Here is a 17,499-nt window from a genome sequence, read left to right as displayed (position 1 = left end):
CTTCGGTCAGTTCGCCGTCGTCATTCGGCGTAGACGCCCGCCGCCTTGATGACGGGGCTCCAGCGGTTGATCTCCGCGGTCACATGGGCGCGCAGCGCGTCCGGATTGGCGCGTTCGGGCGCGGCAGGGACGGCGCCCAGGCCCGCGAGCTTCGACGTCACCTCCGGGTCCTTGAGGGCGGCGTTCAGCGCGGCGACCAGCTTGTCGACCACCGGCTTCGGCGTGCCCTTGGGCGCGAACATCCCGTACCAGATGCTGAGCTGGAACCCCTTCAGGCCCGCCTCTTCGGCCGTCGGCAGGTCGGGCAGGATCGCGGCCCGCTCCGGGCTCGTCACGGCGTAGGGCTTGATCGAGCCGGACTTGATCGGCGAGACGACGTTGATGGTCTGGTCGCAGATGAAGTCGAACTGGCCGCCGATCAGATCGTTCATCGCCGGTCCCGAGCCCTTGTAGGGCACGGTCGTCACCTTGGTCTGGATCGCGCTGAAGAACATCAGTCCGCACAGATGCGAGGCCGAGCCGATGCCGGCGTGGCCGTAGGTGACGTCCTCCTTGTGAGCTTTGACGTAGGCCACGAACTCGCCGAAGTCCTTCGCCGGGAAGTCCTTCTTGGCCACGAACGCCATCGGCAGGTCCGCCACCACGCCGATCGGCTGGAAATCCGTCTCGGTGTCGTAGCGGAGCTTGCGGTAAAGGGACGGGTTGGTGGCGTGGCTGACGTGGTTCATCAGCAGCGTGTAGCCGTCGGGGTCCGAGCCCGCGACGCGCGCGGAGCCGATGGTGCCGCCCGCGCCGGCGGTGTTCTCGATCACGACCGGCTTGCCGAGCACCTTGCCCATGCCCTGGCCGACGATGCGCGCCAGCGTGTCGCCGGGGCCGCCGGCCGAGTAGGGCATGACCAGGGTGACGAAGCGGTTGGGGTAGTCTTCCGCGGCCGCGCCGGTGGCGAGGCAGGCGAGGGCGAGAGCGGTCAGCGTGCGGCGTATCATCGGGCGTCCTCCAGCTTTTTGTTGATTATCGAGCGGTCTCAAGGCGAGGGCCGACGCGGCCCGAGCGCTCCAGCGCGCGGTCGACCATCTGCGGCGCTAGGCCGAGATAGTTGGCCGGGTCCGTCAGCCGATCGATCGCGGGGCGGTCGAAATGGCGGGTGACCTCGTCCTCCCGGGCGAGCGCCTCGGCGAGCGTTCCCCCGCCTTCGTTCACGGCGCGGCAGGCGGCGTAGACGACGTCGTGCGCCTGCTGGCGGCCAATGTGCGGGGCAAGCGCCATCATGGCGGCTTCGGCGACGATCAGGCCGCGGCTGATCCCGAGGTTCTTGCGCATCTGCGCGTCGTCGACGATCAGGCCGCCCAGCGCGAACTTCGCCTGGTTGAGGGCCCCCGCCGTCAGCACGAAGCTCTCCGGCAACGCGATCCATTCGGCGTGCCACGGGCCGGTGGCGCGCTCGAAATCCTGCACCATGGCGTCCAGCATCAGGCCGGCGTGCTGCCGCACGGCCTTCGAGGCCGCGAGCATCAGCTCGGAGGAGATCGGGTTGCGCTTCTGCGGCATCGTCGAGGAGGCGCCGCGCCCGGTGACAAAGGGTTCGTAGAGCTCGGCGAACTCGGTCGAGGCCATGATCATGACGTCGAGCGCGATCTTGCCGAGCGAGCCGGTGATGAGGGCCAAAAGGTTCAGCGTCTCCGCCAGCCCGTCGCGCGCCACGTGCCAGGTCGAGGCGGGAACGTCGAGGCCAAGCTCCGCGCAGAGCGCCTCCTGCACCTCGAGACCCTTGGTCCCGAGCGAAGCCAGCGTGCCGGCGGCGCCCGCGAACTGCCCGACGAGCACGCGCGGCTTCAGCTGTTCGAGGCGCTCGGCGTGCCGATCGAACATGGCGAGCCAGATCGCCGCCTTGTAGCCGAAGGTGACGGGGAGGGCCTGCTGGAGGTGGGTGCGGCCCGCCATCGGCGTGTCGCGGTGCTTGCGGGCGAGGTCGGCGAGGATGGCCCGCAGCTCCGCGACGTCCTCGGCGACGATCTTTAGCCCCTCGCGCACCTGCAGCACGACGGCGGTGTCCATGATGTCCTGGGTGGTCGCGCCCCAGTGCACATAGCGCCCGGCGTCGCCGCACTGCTTCACCAGCTGATGCACCAGCGGCAGGATCGGGTAGCCGACGATGTCGGTTTCTTCGCGCAGCAGGTCGAGGTCGAGCGCCTCGGCGCTGCAGCGGGCCGCGATTTCGGCGGCGGCGTCCGCCGGGATCACCCCGCAGCGCGCTTCCGCCTTGGCCAGCGCCACCTCGACCTCGACGTAGCGGCCGATCAGGGCGTGGTCCGAAAACACGCCGCGCATGCGCGGCGTGCCGAAGGCGTCGCGGAACAGGATGGAGTCGATCGCCGTGGTGGCTGAGGGGCGAGGCGAGACGGACACGGGCGCACTCCAGATCTGCAAATCGTCGCCATTGATATGTCCGGACAAATATGCCGTCAATATGTCCGGACATAATAAGCGGGTGGCGTCGGTCGCGGCCCGCGTGGCAAGAACCGAGGATGAGCGGGACCCGATACGCCGAGATCGCCGACGACCTGACGCAGCAGATCGCCGCCGGGCGGTTCGCCGTGGGCTCGCTGCTGCCCACGGAGCTCGAGCTCAGCGCGCGCTACGGCGCAAGCCGGCACACGGTGCGCTCGGCGCTCGATGCGCTGCAGGGGCTCGGGCTGGTGTCGCGACGCAAGAAGGTCGGCACGCGCGTCGAAGCCGCCCGGCCGCCGGACCGGTTCCGGCAGTCGCTGACCTCGGTCGAAGACCTCGTGCAGTTCGGCGAGGCGCATCGGCGCGACGTGCAGGACATCGCGGAGGTGGTCGCGGACCGCGCGCTGGCCGACGAGCTCGGCTGCGAGGTCGGACGCCGCTGGCTGCGGATCTCGAGCCTCAGGTGGGGCGACGCGGCGAAGCCCGATCCGGTCGGCTGGACGGACGTCTATGTCGACGCGTCCTACGCGGATCTGGGCGAGGCCGTCCGCGCCTCGCCGGGCGTCCTGATCAGCCATCTTGTCGAGGAACGCTACGGGCGACGCGTGGCCGAGATCCAGCAGGACGTCCAGGCCGCGACGCTGCCGGAGGCCGTCGCCAGGGCGCTTGGGGCAGAGCCCGGCGCGCCGGCGCTGCGGATCATCCGCCGCTACGCGGACGCGGCTAGGGCGGTGTTCGAGATCTCCTCGACCCTTCACCCGGCCGGCCGCTTCACGCTGTCCAGCCGCCTGAAGCGCCAGGCAGGCTGACAGCCGCCCTCAGTCGGTCGGGAAGCGGTCCGCGACGACCCCGGCGTCGGGATGACCGACGGCGGCGAGCGCGAAGGCGTAGGCCAGCGCCACCTCCTCCAGCCGGTCGAAGCGGCCGGACGCGCCCCCGTGGCCCGCGTCCATGTTGGTGCGGAGCGCGATCGGCCGGCGCGAGGTGGTCGCCTCCCGCAGACGGGCGATCCATTTCGCGGGCTCCCAGTAGGTGACGCGCGGATCGGTGAGGCCCGCGAGCGCGAGGACGGCGGGGTATGGGCGCGGCGCGACGTTGTCGACCGGGCTGTAGCTCATGATCCGTTCGAAGGCCTCCCTGTCGCGGATCGGGTCGCCCCATTCCGGCCATTCCGGCGGCGTGAGAGGCAGCGTGTCGTCCAGCATCGTCGTCAGCACGTCGACGAAGGCGACCTCCGCCATCACGGCCGCGAACAGGTCCGGTCGGAGATTTGCGACCGCGCCCATCAGCATGCCGCCGGCCGAGCCGCCGTGGGCGACAATGCGGGCTTTGGCGGTGAAGCCCTGCGCGACCAGCGCCTCGCCGGCGGCGATGAAGTCGGTGAAGGTGTTGGTCTTCTTCGCGAGCTTGCCGTCGAGGTACCAGCCCCAGCCCTTCTCCGTGCCGCCGCGGATGTGGGCGATGGCGTAGACGAAGCCGCGGTCCACCAGCGACAGCCGCCCGCCCGAAAACGACGCGGGGATCGAGATGCCGTAGGCGCCGTAGCCGTAGAGCAGGCATGGCGCGGAGCCGTCGAGCGCGAGGCCCTTGCGGTGCGCCACCGTGACCGGAACCAGCTCGCCGTCCGGCGCCGGCGCCAGGATGCGCCGGACGACGTAGGCGTCCGGATCGTGGCCGGAGGGCACCTCCTGCCGCTTGCGCAGGGTGCGTTCGCGGGTCGCCATGTCGTAGTCCCAGGTCTCCGCCGGAGTCGCGGGCGACGAATAGGAGAACCGGGTGAGGTCGACGTCGAAGGTCGGGCCGGCGGCGACGCCGAGCGAATAGGCCTCCTCGTCGAAGGCGATGGCGTGCTCCTCCCCGTCCGTCAGCGCGCGCACGACGATCCGGGGCAGGCCGTCCTCGCGCTCCAGCCGCACGAGATGCCGCGCGGTCACGGCGTGGTCGAGCACGTAGACGCCCGGCCGGTGCGGCACGAGGTCGACGGCCGGAGCCGCCTCCGGCGCGACCGCCGGCAGCACCGAGAGCTTGAAGTCGACGGCGCCGTCCGCGTTGGTCCGGAGGATCAGCGCGGACTTCCCGTCGAGGTCGGGGTGATGGTCGAGCTCGTAGCGCACGCCGGTCTCGCGCTTCAGAACCAGGCGCGGGGCGTTGTCGAGCGACGCGCGGTCGATGAGATGGGCTTCGGTGGTGTCGTGGTCGGAGATCGTGACGACGCAGAAGGCGCCGGACCGCGTCTCCTCGACGCCGACGAACCAGCCCGGCTCCGGCTCGCGGAAGACGAGCTCGTCGGCCGCGACCTCGGTCCCGAGCCGGTGGCGCCAGACCTCGAGCGCGCGGTGCTGCGCGTCCAGCCGGACGTACCAGAACCCGGCGCCGTCCGCCGACCACACCGCCGCCCCGGTGGCGTCAGGGACGACGTCGGCGAGGTCCTGGCCCGTCGCGAGGTCGCGCACGCGGATGGTCAGGAACTCGGAGCCCGCGTCGTCGGCGCTCCAGGCGAGCAGGGCGTGATCGGGCGAGGCGCTCCAGCTTCCGAACTGGAAGAAGGCGCGGCCCTCCGCGAGGGCGTCGCCGTCGAGCAGGATCGCCTCGGCGTCGTTCCCGCCCGCGGGGGTCCGCACGATCAGCGGATGCTGGCCGCCGGTCCGGTAGCGCACCGCGTAGTCGAACGGGCCGTCGCGCACGGGAACGGACGAATCGTCTTCCTTGATTCGGCCGCGCATCTCGGCGACCAGCGCCTCCTTCAGCGGGTCGAGCGGCCCGAGCAGCGCCTTGGCGTAGGCGTTCTCCGCCTCGAGATAGGCGCGGATGTCCGCCGGCAGCGTCTCCGGCCGGCGCATGACCTCCTGCCAGTTGTCCGCGCGCAGCCAGGCGTAGGGGTCGTCCAGCGCGAGGCCGTGGAACGCGCGGGAGGTCGGGCGACGCTCCGCGCGCGGCGGCGTGAGCCCTTCGACGGAGGTCATGGCGACTGCCTCTCAAAGCCAGGAACGCCCGGAAGGCGGGCGGCGCACGCTAGCGGCAGCCGGCAAGAGCGGCAAGGAGAAGCGCGCGACGTATTGAAATGCGGCGTAATGTTGGCAGCGGCGACATGACGAGCCGCAGTCATCATAAGCGTTCACAAACAAAACATGCCGATTGGCGCGAGAGAACTTGCCTGTTAGCCGCAGATTGTCTATCTAGCGAGAAGTCTTGCGGGGACGGTCCGATCAGCGCCTGAGTCGAAGCGTTCGCCAACGGAAGCAAGCACGTCATCAAAAGCGCGGCGACTGGCCGGTGCGCCTCTCAAGGCCCGCGCAAAACGCATGGATGCGGGATTACATGAGCGACGACGTCATCTCTGACAGCTACATCGAACTGGCCGCTGAAATCGTGTCGGCTTACGTCAGCAACAATTCGGTCGCTCCGGCCGATCTTCCCGTGCTCATCAACGAGATCCACGGCGCGCTGGCGCGCATCTCGACCGGCGTGGCCGAGCCGATCGCCGAGGCGCTCAAGCCGGCCGTGCCGGTGAAGAAGTCCGTGACGTCGGATTTCATCATCTGCCTGGAGGACGGCAAGAAGTTCAAGTCGCTGAAGCGTCATCTGCGCACGCAGTACGACATGAGCCCGGAAGAGTATCGCGAGAAGTGGGGCCTGCCGTCGGACTACCCGATGGTGGCGCCGAACTACGCCGCGGCGCGTTCCGAGCTCGCGAAGAAGATGGGCCTCGGCCAGCAGCGCGGCAAGCGCGGCTAAGCCCCAGGTTCGACTGATCTTACGCCGACGCCGCCCGGTCCCGCCGGGCGGCGTTTTCGTTTGCGCGATCTCACGCGAGGCCGTCCGCGGACGTCTCGGCCGCATAGGCCTGCGCCAGCGCGATGTGACGGTTGAGGTCGTAGGTCCAGCAGCGGTCGCGGCCCCGGCGGCGCTCCGCCTCCAGCGCCGCGGCGAGCCTGTCGACGATGGCCTGTCGGGTCTCGCGCGACGGCGTCTCGAGGTCGCCCGGCGCGCAGGGGATCAGCCGCGGCAGATGGCGCCTCCGGTCGTAGGCTTCGGCGCCGGCGCGGACGACGGCCTCCAGGCCTTTGTGCGCCGCCGCCTGCAGCGCCGTCGCCCGCCGTCCGTGATCCACGCCCCGTCCCGCATCTTTCCAGCCGCCTTCGCTCATCGCTTCGTCTCCCATGCCCGGTCCGAAACCCAGGGTCGGCGAAACGCATCCGCTGGACAAGAAAAAAATCCTATATCAAACTCAAAATCCTAATCTGGGAGAGAGACGATGGCGGATGGACACACTGGACGGCGCGGCGCTGGCAAGGCGAAGGCAGCGGCCGCCAAGCGGGCGGGGGACACGCCGACCTCGACGCTGCGGGCGCTCGCGCGCGTGGTCGCCGCCGCGCCGCCCGGCGCCGGGGAGGGGAGCGGCGTCGAGGGCCTGATCGCGGAAGGCTGGGCCGTTCGAGACGACGAAGGCCGCCCCGTCGCAACGGCGGCGGGACGCGCCCGGCTGGCGCGCGAGACCGGCGGGGCCGACGGCTTCCGGGCCCAGCACCTGACGCTTGGCCGCCGCACCGTGGAGGTCGACGGGGTGGCCCGCGAGGTCGACGTCGATCTCGATGAGAGCCCGCTCGCCTGGCTCGCGCGGCGCAAGGGTCGTGACGGCCGCCCGTTGATCTCCGCCAGCGAGACCCTCGCGGGCGAGCGTCTGCGGGCCGACTTCACGCGCGGCCAGATGACGCCGCGCGTGACGGCGAACTGGGAGGCCTCGATCGCGAGCGGCCGCCGCGGCGGCGCGGGCGCCGGGGTCGATCTCGCCGAATCGGTTGTCGCCGCACGCGGAAGGGTCTCCAAGGCGCTGGCGGGAGTCGGGCCCGAGCTCAGCGGCGTGCTCGTCGACGTCTGCTGCCTGCTGAAGGGTCTCGAGGCGGTGGAGCGGGAGCGGAGCTGGCCGGCGCGGGGCGGAAAGCTCGTGCTCGGGTTCGCGCTCAAGGCGCTGGCGCGGCACTACGGCTACGCGGAAGCGGCCGAAGGTCCCGCCCGCGACGGGACGCTCGCGGCGTGGCGGGGCGAAGGCGCGCGTCCGACCCTCGACGGCGCGCCCGAGGGCTCATGACGCCGCGTGCGAGGCTCCGACGCCGCTCGCCGCGGCAGCCTCGCGCTTGATGCGCTCGACCATGGAGCGAAGCCCGTTCGAGCGTTGCGGCGTCAGGTGCTCGCGGAGCTTGATGCGCTCCATCACCTCGCCGGCGTCGGTCGCGAGGATCTCGCGCGCCCGCTTGCCGGAGTAGAGCGCGACCATCACGGCGACGAGGCCCCGCACGAGATGGGCGTCGCTGTCGCCGCGGAAGGTGAGGACGGGGTTGTCGCCCTCGCCGACGTCGGTTGCGAGCCAGACCTGGCTGGCGCAGCCCTGGACTTTGGTGTCGGGCGTCCGGTCGGCGTCGGCCAAGGGCGCGAGTTCGCGGCCGAGCTCGATGAGGTAGCGGATCCGCTCCTCCCAATCGTCGATGAACTCGAAGCCCTCGATGATCTCGTCGATGTTCTGCGCCACGGCCGCGTCCTCGTCAGTCCCCCGCGAGGTAGTCGCTTCCCGCACCGTCTGCAAAGGAAAACGGGCGCTCGCGGCCGCCTTCGCCACAAGCCAAGGCGGCGCGACTCAGGCGGACGGGGAGGCGGGGCCGCGCCAGGAGGGCTTGCGGTCGGCGGGGGTGAGCGTGTCGCGCCCGCTCGCTGCCGTCGAAGCGGCTTTCGCCGGCGTCGCCGGCGCGCCCTCGCTTCCAAGGTAGTCCTGGATCATCGCGGCGCCGTTCCGGGCGCGGTCGCTCATGACCTGCAGCGCCTTGGAGCCGACGTCGCAGGCGTCGGGCTGACGCTCGCAGAAGCTGCGCATGTCGGAAATCGTCGCTCCCGCCGCCGCGAGGGCCGCCATCGCGTCGATCGACGCGCGCTCCTCCGCGTTCGGGCCGTCGCCCTTCATCGCGCCGCCGAGCGGGAGCACCAGCAGCAGCACCGAAATCCAGAACGCTGTGCGGATGAGAAACATCATGAGGCTCCTGCCTGCCGTGGATCCCTGCGGTCTTGCGCGCTTGCGGAGATAAGGGTCCGCGCGTCTTCGCCGTCGATGTCAGGACGATAGCAGGATCGTTCTAAACCTCGTTCAACGAGGTCTTTCAACTTGCGACGCCTGCGTTCACGTTTCAGCAAGTTTTCATCAAGGTTTCGGAAAGTCATGAGGCGTTGCTGCGACCATCGCGCCATCGTCAACGCTTTACAGCCGGGATCGGGCTGGTTTTAGCGTTCCGTTTAAACCTCGGGAGCCAATCTGTTCGTCGAAACGAGGCCCGGGACCAGCGTCGCGCCGGGCCGCCCGTCGCTTCTGCGACGGCAGTCGGAGTACGAGTCTTTGCGACACATCGGCGCCATGAAAGCGGTCCTGGAGCACGTCGCCGGTTGGGTTCACCCCTCCGTCGCCGACGATGCGCTTGCGTCCGCCCGGCACCGCGCCTTCCTGCTGTCGCACATCCTGGGCGGCGTCGCGCCGTTCGCGGCGCTTCCCGGCCTGCTCGCGTCCGGCCACGCCGCGTCGCCGCTGGAGCTGGCGGCGTTCTGCTGGCTGCTCGCGCCCATCCTGATCGCGCTCAACCTCTCCCGCTCCGGCGATCTGGTGCGCGCCCACACGCTGTCCGCCCTCTCGATCGTCGTTCTGGTGGTCGCCGTGTCGCTGTCGACGGGAGGGCTCGCGTCGATCGCTCTGCCCTGGCTCGTCCTTGCGCCGCTCGAAGCCGGACTGTCCGGCTCCCGCCGCGCCGTGGGCGTCGCCATCGTGGCGGCCGCGGGAGCGGTGGCGCTGCTGCTCGGTCTCAACGTCGCCGGGCTGACGCCGACGGCGGAGCCGGTGGGGCCCGTCCTGACGGCGCTCGGCGTGTTCGGGGCGAGCGTCTGCGCGCTCGCGCTTGCGCTCCGCGCGGCGGAAAGCGTCGGCGAGGGTGACGCGCTGAGCCGCGCCGGCCGGGCGCGGTTCGAACTCTTCGCCGGCGCCGTCAGCGATCTCGTGACCCGCCACGCGCCGGACGGAACGGTGACCTTCGCGTCCCCCGCCGCTGCGGGCCTGCTTGGGGTCGCTCCGCGGGAGCTCGTCGGGCGCGGCCTGTTCGACCGCATCCACATCGGCGACCGCCCCGCCTTCCTGCATGCGCTCGCCGCCGCCACGCGGGGCGCCGAAACGACCATCGAAATCCGCGCGCGCCGCGCCGCATCGGGCGAGGGCGCCCGGAGCCCGGAACCCTTCGTGTGGCTGGAGATGCGCGCGCGCCCCGCGCCGGCCGATCTCGGCGACGCGCCTGTGCTCGCGGCCTTCCGCGACGTGTCCGACCGCAAGGCGCATGAGGAGGCCTTGCTCGCCGCGCGACAGGACGCGGACCGCGCCAGCCTCGCAAAGACCCGCTTTCTCGCGACCATGAGCCACGAGCTGCGCACGCCGCTCAACGCCATCATCGGATTCTCAGAGATTCTGACCGACGAGCGCCTCTGCCGGCTGGAGCCGGCGCGCCGGTCGGATTACGCAGCGCTGATCCATCAGTCCGGCCTTCACCTGCTCGACGTGGTCAACGGCATCCTCGACATGTCGAAGATCGAGACCGGCTGCTTCGCGGTGTTCCCGGAGCCCTGCGAGGTCGGGCCTGTCGTCGAGCATTGCCTTGGCATGGTGGCGCTGAAAGCGGAGGCGGCCGGGGTGCGGCTCGCCGCGGAGGTCGCGCCCGGACTGCCGCCGGTGGTGGCGGACCCGCGCGCGCTGACCCAGATGGCGCTGAACCTGCTCTCCAACGCCATCAAGTTCACCCCCCGCGGCGGTGCGGTGACGCTCGAGGCCCAGGCCAGCGGACGCGTGTTCACCCTGGCTGTGCGCGACACCGGCTGCGGCATCGCGCCCGAGCACATCAACCGCCTGGGCGAGGCGTTCTTCCAGGCGAGCGGCGCGCTGGATCGCCCGCACGAGGGCTCGGGTCTGGGCCTTTCGGTGGTGCGGGGGCTCGTCGAGCTTCACGGCGGCCGGCTGGCGATCGAAAGCGTGGTCGATCGCGGCACCAAGGTCAGCGTTCACCTGCCGCTTGGCGCGGCCTCCGCGCCGCGAGGCGGCCGCGCCACGCTCGACGCACAGGAGATGAGACAGAGTGCCTAAGCCCTCCGCACGCTCCTTCGCTCACGACAGCTTCGGCGACCGCCCCGCCCGCGCAGGGATCGCCGACCTCGTCCGCCGCCGTCCGGTCGACGTCCTCGCCGGGCTCGTCGCGGGGGCGGGCGTCGCCACCATTCTGGTCAACGCGCTGCTGCTGCAGGAGGGCCGCCACCCGGCGCCGTTCTTCGGCGAGCACCCGGCCGTAACGCCGGCCGCGGCGCCGGCGCGGCCGACCCCCCAACGGAGCGAACTGGTCGCGCAGATCCAGGAGGCGCTGCGCGCGCGGGGCGAGTACGACGGTCCTGTCGACGGCCTGATGGGCGCGCGCACCGCGGCGGCGATCGCGTCGTTCGAGCGTGGCGCGGACCTGCCCGTGCACGGGGAGCCGAACGATCGCGTGCTCGCGGCGCTGCTGATCGCCCCGGCGAAGCCCGCGCCGGCCCCCGCGGCGAAGCCTTCGGCCGCGCTTCGGACGCCTGTGCCTGCGCCTGCGCCGTCGCCCACTGTCACGGGCTCCACCAGCGTCGCCTCGCCAAAGCTGATGGCGGTGCAGCGGGCCCTGTCCAAGCTCGGTTACGGACCGGTCGCCAGCGACGGCAAGATGGGCGCCGCCACCCGCAACGCGCTGCAGGAGTTCGAGCGCGACCGGAAGCTGCCAGTGACGGGCGAGCCCAACCCGCAGACGCTGCGCCAGCTTCAGGCCGTGTTCGGCGCGCCGCTGGAGTGAGCGCGCGCGAAAAGGCGTCGACATGAGCTCCCGGCTCACCTCGGACTTCTGGGTCGCGGCCTATGTCAGGCGCTGCCATCTGGCCGGGGCCTACGCGCTGGTGCGCCGGCGCGGCTCGCCCGAGGCGGGGGCGATCTTCCTCGTGATCGATCGTCTGGACGGTCGCAACGATCTCTATGCGCCCGCGCCCCAGGCCGAGGTGGAGAACGCCCGCGCGCGGACCTTCGAGCGGGTGGCGGAGGGCGTCGACGGCCTGGCGGTCGAGGAGCGCCTCGCCCGCGAGCTCCGGTTCGACTCGGACGTATGGATCATCGCAGTCGAAGACCGGGACGGCCGGGCTTTTCTTGACGACGGCCTTTGAGCGACCACTCAGCGCGAGCGGCCCGATTCCTTCGTGCGTGCGATGACGGGCCGGCGTAGGCGCGGCGCCGATCGGATCTGACCGGCGCGCTCGGGCGTTCCCGACGGATCGAACATCGGCTCGTGGCGAGGGGCGACAGTCGCGGATTCGACGCCCGTGATGGCCGCCACCAACTCGACCGCGGCGGCACGAGGCGTGGCGTCGGCGATCTCCACCAGATCGAAGAACCGGGGCACGGACTGCGCGATCTCGGGCTGGGCGACGAGCAGCGCGCGCGCGATCGCGTCGCGATCGAGGCCGACCGCCCGCAGCATGAGAACGAAGGGTTCGCCGCTTGGCTCGGCGGTCAGCTGCGCGGCGACAGCGGGCGTGAGGCCGAGAGCGTCGGCGATCGCTTCGGCCACGAGCCGCTGGCTGCCGCTCTGGGCGGCGGCTTCCAGGATGGCGGCGTCGACGAGATCGCTCGTGCGCAGGCTGCGCACGCCCAGCGGCGGACGGCTGGGCCGTTCGGAAAGCGCGGCGCGGATCGCGACGCGCTGTTCGGGATTGGCCATGAGGTAGAGCGGGGCGAGGGCGGCGCGATCGTAGTCCTCCCGCCGCAGCAGCGCCGCGGCCAGCGTCGGCGCGCCGAGGGCTCGCGCCACGAGGGCTGCGAGCGTGGCGTCCGACGGCGTCGCGGCGGGGTTCGCCACGAGCGTCTCCAGCACGAGGTCGTCCGGGTGGTGCGCAAGCAGCCGCACCATGTCTCCGTCGACGTCGGACCGGCGCGCCACCGCGCAAGCCTCCAGCACGCCGCCGTCGAGCGCGAGGCTGAGAAGCAGCGTGCGGGGAACGCGCGGGAACCGCGCGATGATGGGAGCTGCGACCTCCGGGGCGTCGTCGAGCAGCCGCGCGATCAGGCTCGCCGGCGCCCGGTCGTCCTCGGCGAGCTTGCGGGCCACGATGGTTCGGGTTTCGGCATCCACCACGTCGAGCAGCTGCAGCGCAAGCTCTTCGTAGCGCGCGGTCTCCTCGGGCGCGTGATGCGCCTTCTGCACGTAGAGGTCCGTCAGCACGCGGACCAGCGTCGGCCGGACGTCGACGCCCTCCTGCCGGGACAGGCGTTCGAGCGTTTCGATGGGCAGCAGGTCGTCGCTCATCGCATCCGTCCGTGGGGAGCCGCAGCCAAGGGAAAGGGCCGGCTGTCTCCTCCGGAACCTAGGATGGACATGGTTAGCGCTGCGTTAACCGTCCCGTCCCGGCACACGTCGCGATCGCGCGGTAAAGCCGGAAGTTGTGGTCTCGCGGCAACAGTTCGGGCCGCCCGCGTCAGACCGCTGCGTCGGTAACAACTCGTTAACCACGGTGATCGCTGAATGAGGACAGAAGGCCTGCGGACGGCCGGTCCGCCTCAAGGCCGCGATCGAACCGAACCCCCTCTTGGCAGGGAGCGTCCCTATGGGCCTCGTGCTCGCATTCCAGTCTCAGCCCCGGCAACCGTCGCGGTCCTCCGCCGCCGCCCGGCGTCGTTCCGAGCCGTCCAACGGCGCCGACATTCTGTTCTTCACCGGGGTCCGTTACGAGCGCCGGACCGAGGCGGGGTCCGCCTCGGCCGCCTCGCGCGCCCCGACCCTCGACATGGGCCAGCCCGCCTCGTGATCGACGCGCTTCGGACGGCGACGTCCGGAGCGCGGACGGCCGGCCTCGCGCTGTCGCTCGCGGCGCTCGGCGCCTGCGCGCAGACCGGCGACTTCGGCCGGCCGGCGCCTGGCGTGATCAACGACGCGCTGCTGCCCGCCGCGGGCGGAGTCGCGGCGCGCACGCGGGGCGAGCCGGTCTCCAGCTACCGGCTGACCGACGACGAGGTCGAGCTGCGCAACCTCGCCTGGGGCGTGGTGATGCCGCCGCTTCCCGAGCAGACGCTGGAGCGGACCCTCGTCGAGCTCGCGCGCACCCGCGTGCTGCCGGTCGACCGCGTCCGCGTCGAGAAAGAGTCCTACGTCCGGACGCTGATCGCGACCCCGTACCGGTCGAGCGGCGCGCGCTACGCCCGGCTGAAGGCCGACATCGAGGCCGACGTAGCGCGGATCGAGCCCTTCTTCTCGACCGCCGCCCGTGTCGCCGCGGGCGATCGGGCGCGCGACCGCGCCGCCGCTCGCGTGCCGGAGCTGCGTCCCGACGAACGCGCCAACGTCGACGCCCGGATCGACGAGAACGGCCTGCTCATCGCCTGGGTGCGGCTGTCGTTCGACGAGCGCGTCGTGACCTACCGCTACGCGCTGGACCGGCTGGTGCTGGAGACGCCCGATCCCGCCGCGGTGGCGGTGGAGGCTTCGCTGTCGACGCTCGAACGCGTGCTCGCCTCGTTGCGGCCGATCGGCAAGCCGCGCGGCGTGTTCAAGGGGTAGTCGGCGGGGGCGCCGACCGACCGCATGTCGCGCTCTCGGCGAGCGCCTTGAGCGCGGGACGCGCGCTCGGCGCCTGCGCGAACAGCCGCACCAGCACGAAGCCGGCGTCGCTCGGCGAGACGATCCGGATCGAAGGCCGCGCCTGCGCGGTTTCGTCCTCCTCGGCAGCGGCGACGTCGTTCTCCCGCAGGATCACCACCTCGACCGTTCCGTTGGTCGCCGCCTTGTCGGTGAGCGCATAGAACGGCGCGCCCCGCCGCTCATGGACCGCGACCGCGCCATAGGTCGAGGGCAGCGCGGCGCGCACCGTCACCGGGCCGTCGGCGAGGTCGTAGCGACAGGCGGCCACCACGAACGATGGGTCGGAGAAGGCGAGCAGGTCCGCATTCGCGCCGTCGTCCGGCAGCGCCACGAAGCGGCCATCGGCCGCAAGCGCGGCCAGCCGGTCGTAGGGCCCGCGCGGCGCGAGCGACGGAACCGCAAGCAGCGAGCCCACATGCACGACGCCGGCGAGGAACAGGCCGACCACCACGGCGTGGAACAGGCGCATCATCGGCAGGCGCCCCGCTTGATCGACAACAGCTGCGGCGGCGTCCGGCGCGCGAGCGGCGTGCCGAGGGCGGTGTCGTAGAGCGCGAGGCGCAGCGTGAAGGCGCCCTTCACGGGGAGCTGGATCCAATCGCCGGCCTTCGCGGTCTGCGACAGCTCGACCGCGATCGGTCGGCCGACGAGGCGCACCGTCTCGGCGCTCGACGTGCCGCGGCGCCCAAGCGCCGTCTCGAGCCGGCGGCCGTCAGGCGAGAAGGGCGCGAGCGTCCAGAGCCGGGCGGCGGGGAGGTCGCCCTCCAGCGTGTAGTCGCAGGCCGCGTCCAAGGCGCGGCCGGCGTCGTCCGTCCGCGCCTCGAATTCCACGCCGTCGCCATAGGCGAGGGGCGCTTCGCCGCGGCGGGCGACGCCCGCCCGAAGGTAGGGGTCCGCGCCCAGCCCGCCGATGTCGGGATCCGCCCGCCACGGCCCGATGGTCAGGCCGCTGAACGGCAGGCCATGGGTGACTGCGCGCAGCGTCGCGCCGAGGCCGAGCACCGCGGCGACCGCGAAGACGATCATGACCAGGAGGGTGAGGCGCATCCGGGGCGGCCGGCCTTAGCGCGCGGTCGTCGAGGGCTCTGCCCCCGCGAAGGACGGCCGGACGAGCTCCGCCCTCGGGCCGGCGGCGGGGCGTGCGGCCGCGACGTCGGCAATCAGGGCCTGCAGCACCTTCGCCGCCCCTTCCGACAGATTGCGCGCGCCGACGGGCCGCGTGTCGGCGCCATCCTCGGGCGCGGCCTGGGCGACCGCAGGCTTCGACGCAGCCGGAAGGGCGACTCCCGGGATCGCCTTCGGCGCGACGCCCTGGTGGGCGTAGGCCATGATCTCCTTCCAGGTCATCGCCGGCAGCGAGCCGCCGGTCATCTCCTTCGTCGTCGTGAAATCGTCGTTGCCGAACCAGACGCCCCCGACCAGCGATCCGGTGAAGCCGATGAACCAGGCGTCCCGGTAGGACTGCGAGGTGCCGGTCTTGCCGCCGGCCTGGACGCCGTCGAGGCGGGCGCGGCCGCCGGTGCCGTTCTCGACCACGGCCAGCATCATGCGGTTCATCTGGGCGACGACGGGATAGCCGAGGACCTGCTGCAGGGGCTTGGCGTCCCGCTCGCGCCGCCAGATCGCCGACCCCTTCGAGTCGTCGACCTCGAGCGCCGCGAACGGCGGCGCGCGCCGGCCGCCGTTCGCCAGCGTGCCATAGGCCGAGGTGTGGTCCAGCAGCGTGACCTCCTCGACGCCCAGCGCGAAGGCGCGGCCGACGTCCAGTTTCGACCGGAGGCCCATGCGGTGGGCCATGTCGATGACGTTCCTCTGCCCCACCGCGAGCGCGAGCCGAACCGGTATCGTATTAATACTTTTGGCGAAGGCGGTGATGAGGGGGACTTTGCCGGCGAAACGGCGGCCGTAGTTGCGCGGGCACCAGTTGCCGACGCAGATCGCCGCGTCGGACACCACGCTGTCCGGGCTGAACTTCCCGGACGCGAAGGCCGCCGTGTAGACATAGGTCTTGAACGACGAGCCCGGCTGCCTGAGCGCGTCGACCGCGCGGTTGAACTGGCTCTGGCCGTAATCCCTCCCGCCCACCATCGCCCGCACCCCGCCCTCCGGCTCCAGGATCACCGCCGCCGCCTGGTCGACGCGGTACGGGTCGCCGTACTGCCGGAGCATGCGCTCGACCACCTCCTCGGCGTGGCGCTGCAGCGCGGGGTCGAGCGCGGTCCGGACCCGGAGCACCCGCTGCCCCTTGAAGCTCCCGGCGTCCGCCATCCCGCGGATCTCGCCATAGGCCCAGTCGAGGAAATAGTCCGGGCTGGAGACCACCGCGGTCGGCTTCGGCGTCGCCGGCTGGAACCGCGCGGGCTGCACCTGGCCCTCGGTCATGAAGCCGGCGTCGACCAGATTGTCGAGCACGGTCGCAGCCCGCGCGCGGGCCGCCGCGAGGTTCACATGCGGCGCGTACTTCGTCGGCGCCTTGAACAGGCCCGCCAGCATCGCGCTCTCGGCGAGGTCCACGTCGCGCGCCGACTTGCCGAAGTAGAAATGCGCCGCCGCGTCCACCCCGAACGCCCCGCCGCCCATGTAGGCCCGGTCGAGATAGAGTTTGAGAATCTCGTCCTTCGAGAGGTGGAATTCCAGCCAGAACGCGAGGAACGCCTCCTTGATCTTGCGCTCCAGCGTGCGCTCGTTGGTGAGGAACACGTTCTTCGCGAGCTGCTGCGTGATCGACGAGCCGCCCTGCACCACGCCGTTCGCCCGCGCGTTCTGGACCAGCGCCCGCGCCGTGCCCGCCACGTCGATGCCGAAGTGGGTGTAGAACCGCCGGTCCTCGGTCGCGAGCGCCGCCTTGATCAGGTGGTCGGGATACTCGCTCAGAGGGATGCCGTCGTTCTGCATCACCCCGCGCTTGCCGATCTCGGAGCCGTGCCGGTCGAGGAAGGTGACGGAGAGATCGGCCCGGCTCAGCCAGTCCGGCCCGGTCTCGCGGAACGCCGGCAGCGCGAGCGCCAGCATCACCAGCGCGCCCGCGGTCCCGAGCGTCAGCCCCTCGCAGAGGATCTCCACCGTCCAGCGCCGCCAGCCGCGCACGCGGAAGGCGTCGAAGGCCGCGCACACGCCGTCCCACCAGCGCGAGAGCGCCGGCCCGATGGTCCAGAAGGTGTGGTCGAGCCACGAATCGAGCGCCAGCAGGCGTCGTTTCGTGTCGAGCGTCTTAGGCCGCGCGCCGAACCCGAACACCGAATGCCTCTCCCAATCCAGCGTCGTTCCGGCCCCGGAATGACTTGACCCGACGCCGCCCCGAGCGCAAGAGCCGAAGCGTCGCCGCTCTCCGCCCAGAAGG

At 71.5% G+C, this 17,499-nt stretch carries 18 protein-coding genes; 8 read left to right on the top strand and 10 right to left on the bottom strand.

The window, feature by feature from the left end; genetic code table 11:
* Positions 1–20: 20 nt before the first annotated feature.
* On the bottom strand, positions 21–989 hold the full coding sequence (locus JOD31_RS04245; protein WP_204949031.1) for a tripartite tricarboxylate transporter substrate binding protein BugD: 969 nt from the start codon (positions 987–989) through the stop codon (positions 21–23).
* Positions 990–1,014: 25 nt separating this feature from the next.
* Entirely contained in the window at positions 1,015–2,409 is a 1,395-nt protein-coding gene (gene pcaB, locus JOD31_RS04240; protein WP_204949030.1) for a 3-carboxy-cis,cis-muconate cycloisomerase, read from the bottom strand.
* Between the two features lie 119 nt (positions 2,410–2,528).
* Between pcaB and JOD31_RS04235 the strand changes: the two genes are divergently transcribed.
* Positions 2,529–3,260, top strand: a complete 732-nt coding sequence (locus JOD31_RS04235; RefSeq protein WP_204949029.1) for a GntR family transcriptional regulator — start codon at positions 2,529–2,531, stop codon at positions 3,258–3,260.
* A gap of 9 nt (positions 3,261–3,269) precedes the next feature.
* On the opposite strand, the gene JOD31_RS04230 is transcribed toward JOD31_RS04235, so the two are convergent.
* Positions 3,270–5,414, bottom strand: a complete 2,145-nt coding sequence (locus JOD31_RS04230) for a S9 family peptidase (protein WP_204949028.1) — start codon at positions 5,412–5,414, stop codon at positions 3,270–3,272.
* Between the two features lie 355 nt (positions 5,415–5,769).
* Here JOD31_RS04230 and JOD31_RS04225 point away from each other — a divergent pair, with 355 nt between their 5' ends.
* Positions 5,770–6,186 (top strand): Ros/MucR family transcriptional regulator, encoded by a 417-nt coding sequence (locus JOD31_RS04225; protein ID WP_204949027.1) that lies wholly within the window; start codon positions 5,770–5,772, stop codon positions 6,184–6,186.
* A 70-nt stretch (positions 6,187–6,256) separates the two neighbouring features.
* Here the strand turns inward: JOD31_RS04225 and JOD31_RS04220 are convergent, their stop codons facing one another.
* The gene (locus tag JOD31_RS04220; protein ID WP_338100597.1) at positions 6,257–6,562 is read right to left on the bottom strand and encodes a DUF6477 family protein; all 306 of its coding nucleotides are present in this window, start codon (positions 6,560–6,562) and stop codon (positions 6,257–6,259) included.
* Between the two features lie 144 nt (positions 6,563–6,706).
* Here JOD31_RS04220 and JOD31_RS04215 point away from each other — a divergent pair, with 144 nt between their 5' ends.
* Positions 6,707–7,540 carry a DUF6456 domain-containing protein gene (locus JOD31_RS04215; protein WP_309299047.1) on the top strand — a complete coding sequence of 278 codons (834 nt, stop codon included), beginning with the start codon at positions 6,707–6,709 and terminating at the stop codon, positions 7,538–7,540.
* On the opposite strand, the gene JOD31_RS04210 is transcribed toward JOD31_RS04215, so the two are convergent.
* Complete coding sequence (locus JOD31_RS04210) at positions 7,535–7,978, bottom strand: SufE family protein (RefSeq protein WP_204949026.1); 444 nt, start codon at positions 7,976–7,978, stop codon at positions 7,535–7,537. The genes JOD31_RS04215 and JOD31_RS04210 overlap by 6 nt on opposite strands.
* A gap of 105 nt (positions 7,979–8,083) precedes the next feature.
* A complete protein-coding gene (locus JOD31_RS04205; RefSeq protein ID WP_204949025.1) occupies positions 8,084–8,473 on the bottom strand; it encodes a DUF5330 domain-containing protein in 390 nt (129 codons plus the stop codon).
* A gap of 375 nt (positions 8,474–8,848) precedes the next feature.
* Here JOD31_RS04205 and JOD31_RS04200 point away from each other — a divergent pair, with 375 nt between their 5' ends.
* Genes JOD31_RS04200 through JOD31_RS04190 form a run of 3 tightly spaced genes read left to right on the top strand, consistent with a single transcriptional unit; the run spans position 8,849 to position 11,691 of the window.
* On the top strand, positions 8,849–10,606 hold the full coding sequence (locus JOD31_RS04200) for a sensor histidine kinase (protein ID WP_204949024.1): 1,758 nt from the start codon (positions 8,849–8,851) through the stop codon (positions 10,604–10,606).
* Positions 10,599–11,330 (top strand): peptidoglycan-binding domain-containing protein, encoded by a 732-nt coding sequence (locus JOD31_RS19440; RefSeq protein WP_204949023.1) that lies wholly within the window; start codon positions 10,599–10,601, stop codon positions 11,328–11,330. Before JOD31_RS04200 ends, JOD31_RS19440 begins: the two co-directional genes overlap by 8 nt.
* A gap of 22 nt (positions 11,331–11,352) precedes the next feature.
* Positions 11,353–11,691 (top strand): DUF1491 family protein, encoded by a 339-nt coding sequence (locus JOD31_RS04190; protein WP_204949022.1) that lies wholly within the window; start codon positions 11,353–11,355, stop codon positions 11,689–11,691.
* Positions 11,692–11,699: 8 nt separating this feature from the next.
* Here JOD31_RS04190 and JOD31_RS04185 read toward each other — a convergent pair whose 3' ends face one another.
* The gene (locus JOD31_RS04185; RefSeq protein WP_204949021.1) at positions 11,700–12,830 is read right to left on the bottom strand and encodes a DUF2336 domain-containing protein; all 1,131 of its coding nucleotides are present in this window, start codon (positions 12,828–12,830) and stop codon (positions 11,700–11,702) included.
* 298 nt (positions 12,831–13,128) lie between these two features.
* Here JOD31_RS04185 and JOD31_RS04180 point away from each other — a divergent pair, with 298 nt between their 5' ends.
* Together JOD31_RS04180 and JOD31_RS04175 are read left to right on the top strand one after the other, a co-directional pair.
* On the top strand, positions 13,129–13,329 hold the full coding sequence (locus JOD31_RS04180) for a hypothetical protein (protein WP_204949020.1): 201 nt from the start codon (positions 13,129–13,131) through the stop codon (positions 13,327–13,329).
* On the top strand, positions 13,326–14,078 hold the full coding sequence (locus JOD31_RS04175; RefSeq protein ID WP_204949019.1) for a hypothetical protein: 753 nt from the start codon (positions 13,326–13,328) through the stop codon (positions 14,076–14,078). The genes JOD31_RS04180 and JOD31_RS04175 overlap by 4 nt, the downstream gene beginning before the upstream one ends.
* On the opposite strand, the gene JOD31_RS04170 is transcribed toward JOD31_RS04175, so the two are convergent.
* From JOD31_RS04170 to JOD31_RS04160, 3 genes are read right to left on the bottom strand one after another with little or no spacing between them, the layout of a single operon-like run.
* A complete protein-coding gene (locus JOD31_RS04170) occupies positions 14,068–14,631 on the bottom strand; it encodes a DUF1254 domain-containing protein (RefSeq protein ID WP_204949018.1) in 564 nt (187 codons plus the stop codon). The two genes, JOD31_RS04175 and JOD31_RS04170, sit on opposite strands and share 11 nt — an antisense overlap.
* Positions 14,628–15,206, bottom strand: coding sequence for a DUF1214 domain-containing protein (locus JOD31_RS04165; protein ID WP_204949017.1), 579 nt, complete (start codon positions 15,204–15,206; stop codon positions 14,628–14,630). The genes JOD31_RS04170 and JOD31_RS04165 overlap by 4 nt, the downstream gene beginning before the upstream one ends.
* A 15-nt stretch (positions 15,207–15,221) precedes the next feature.
* Positions 15,222–17,396, bottom strand: a complete 2,175-nt coding sequence (locus tag JOD31_RS04160) for a transglycosylase domain-containing protein (protein ID WP_204949016.1) — start codon at positions 17,394–17,396, stop codon at positions 15,222–15,224.
* Positions 17,397–17,499: the final 103 nt, after the last annotated feature.

Source organism: Methylopila capsulata, from assembly GCF_016907975.1.
Taxonomy (GTDB): domain Bacteria; phylum Pseudomonadota; class Alphaproteobacteria; order Rhizobiales; family Methylopilaceae; genus Methylopila; species Methylopila capsulata.
This window is presented reverse-complemented; position numbering and strand designations above follow the sequence as displayed.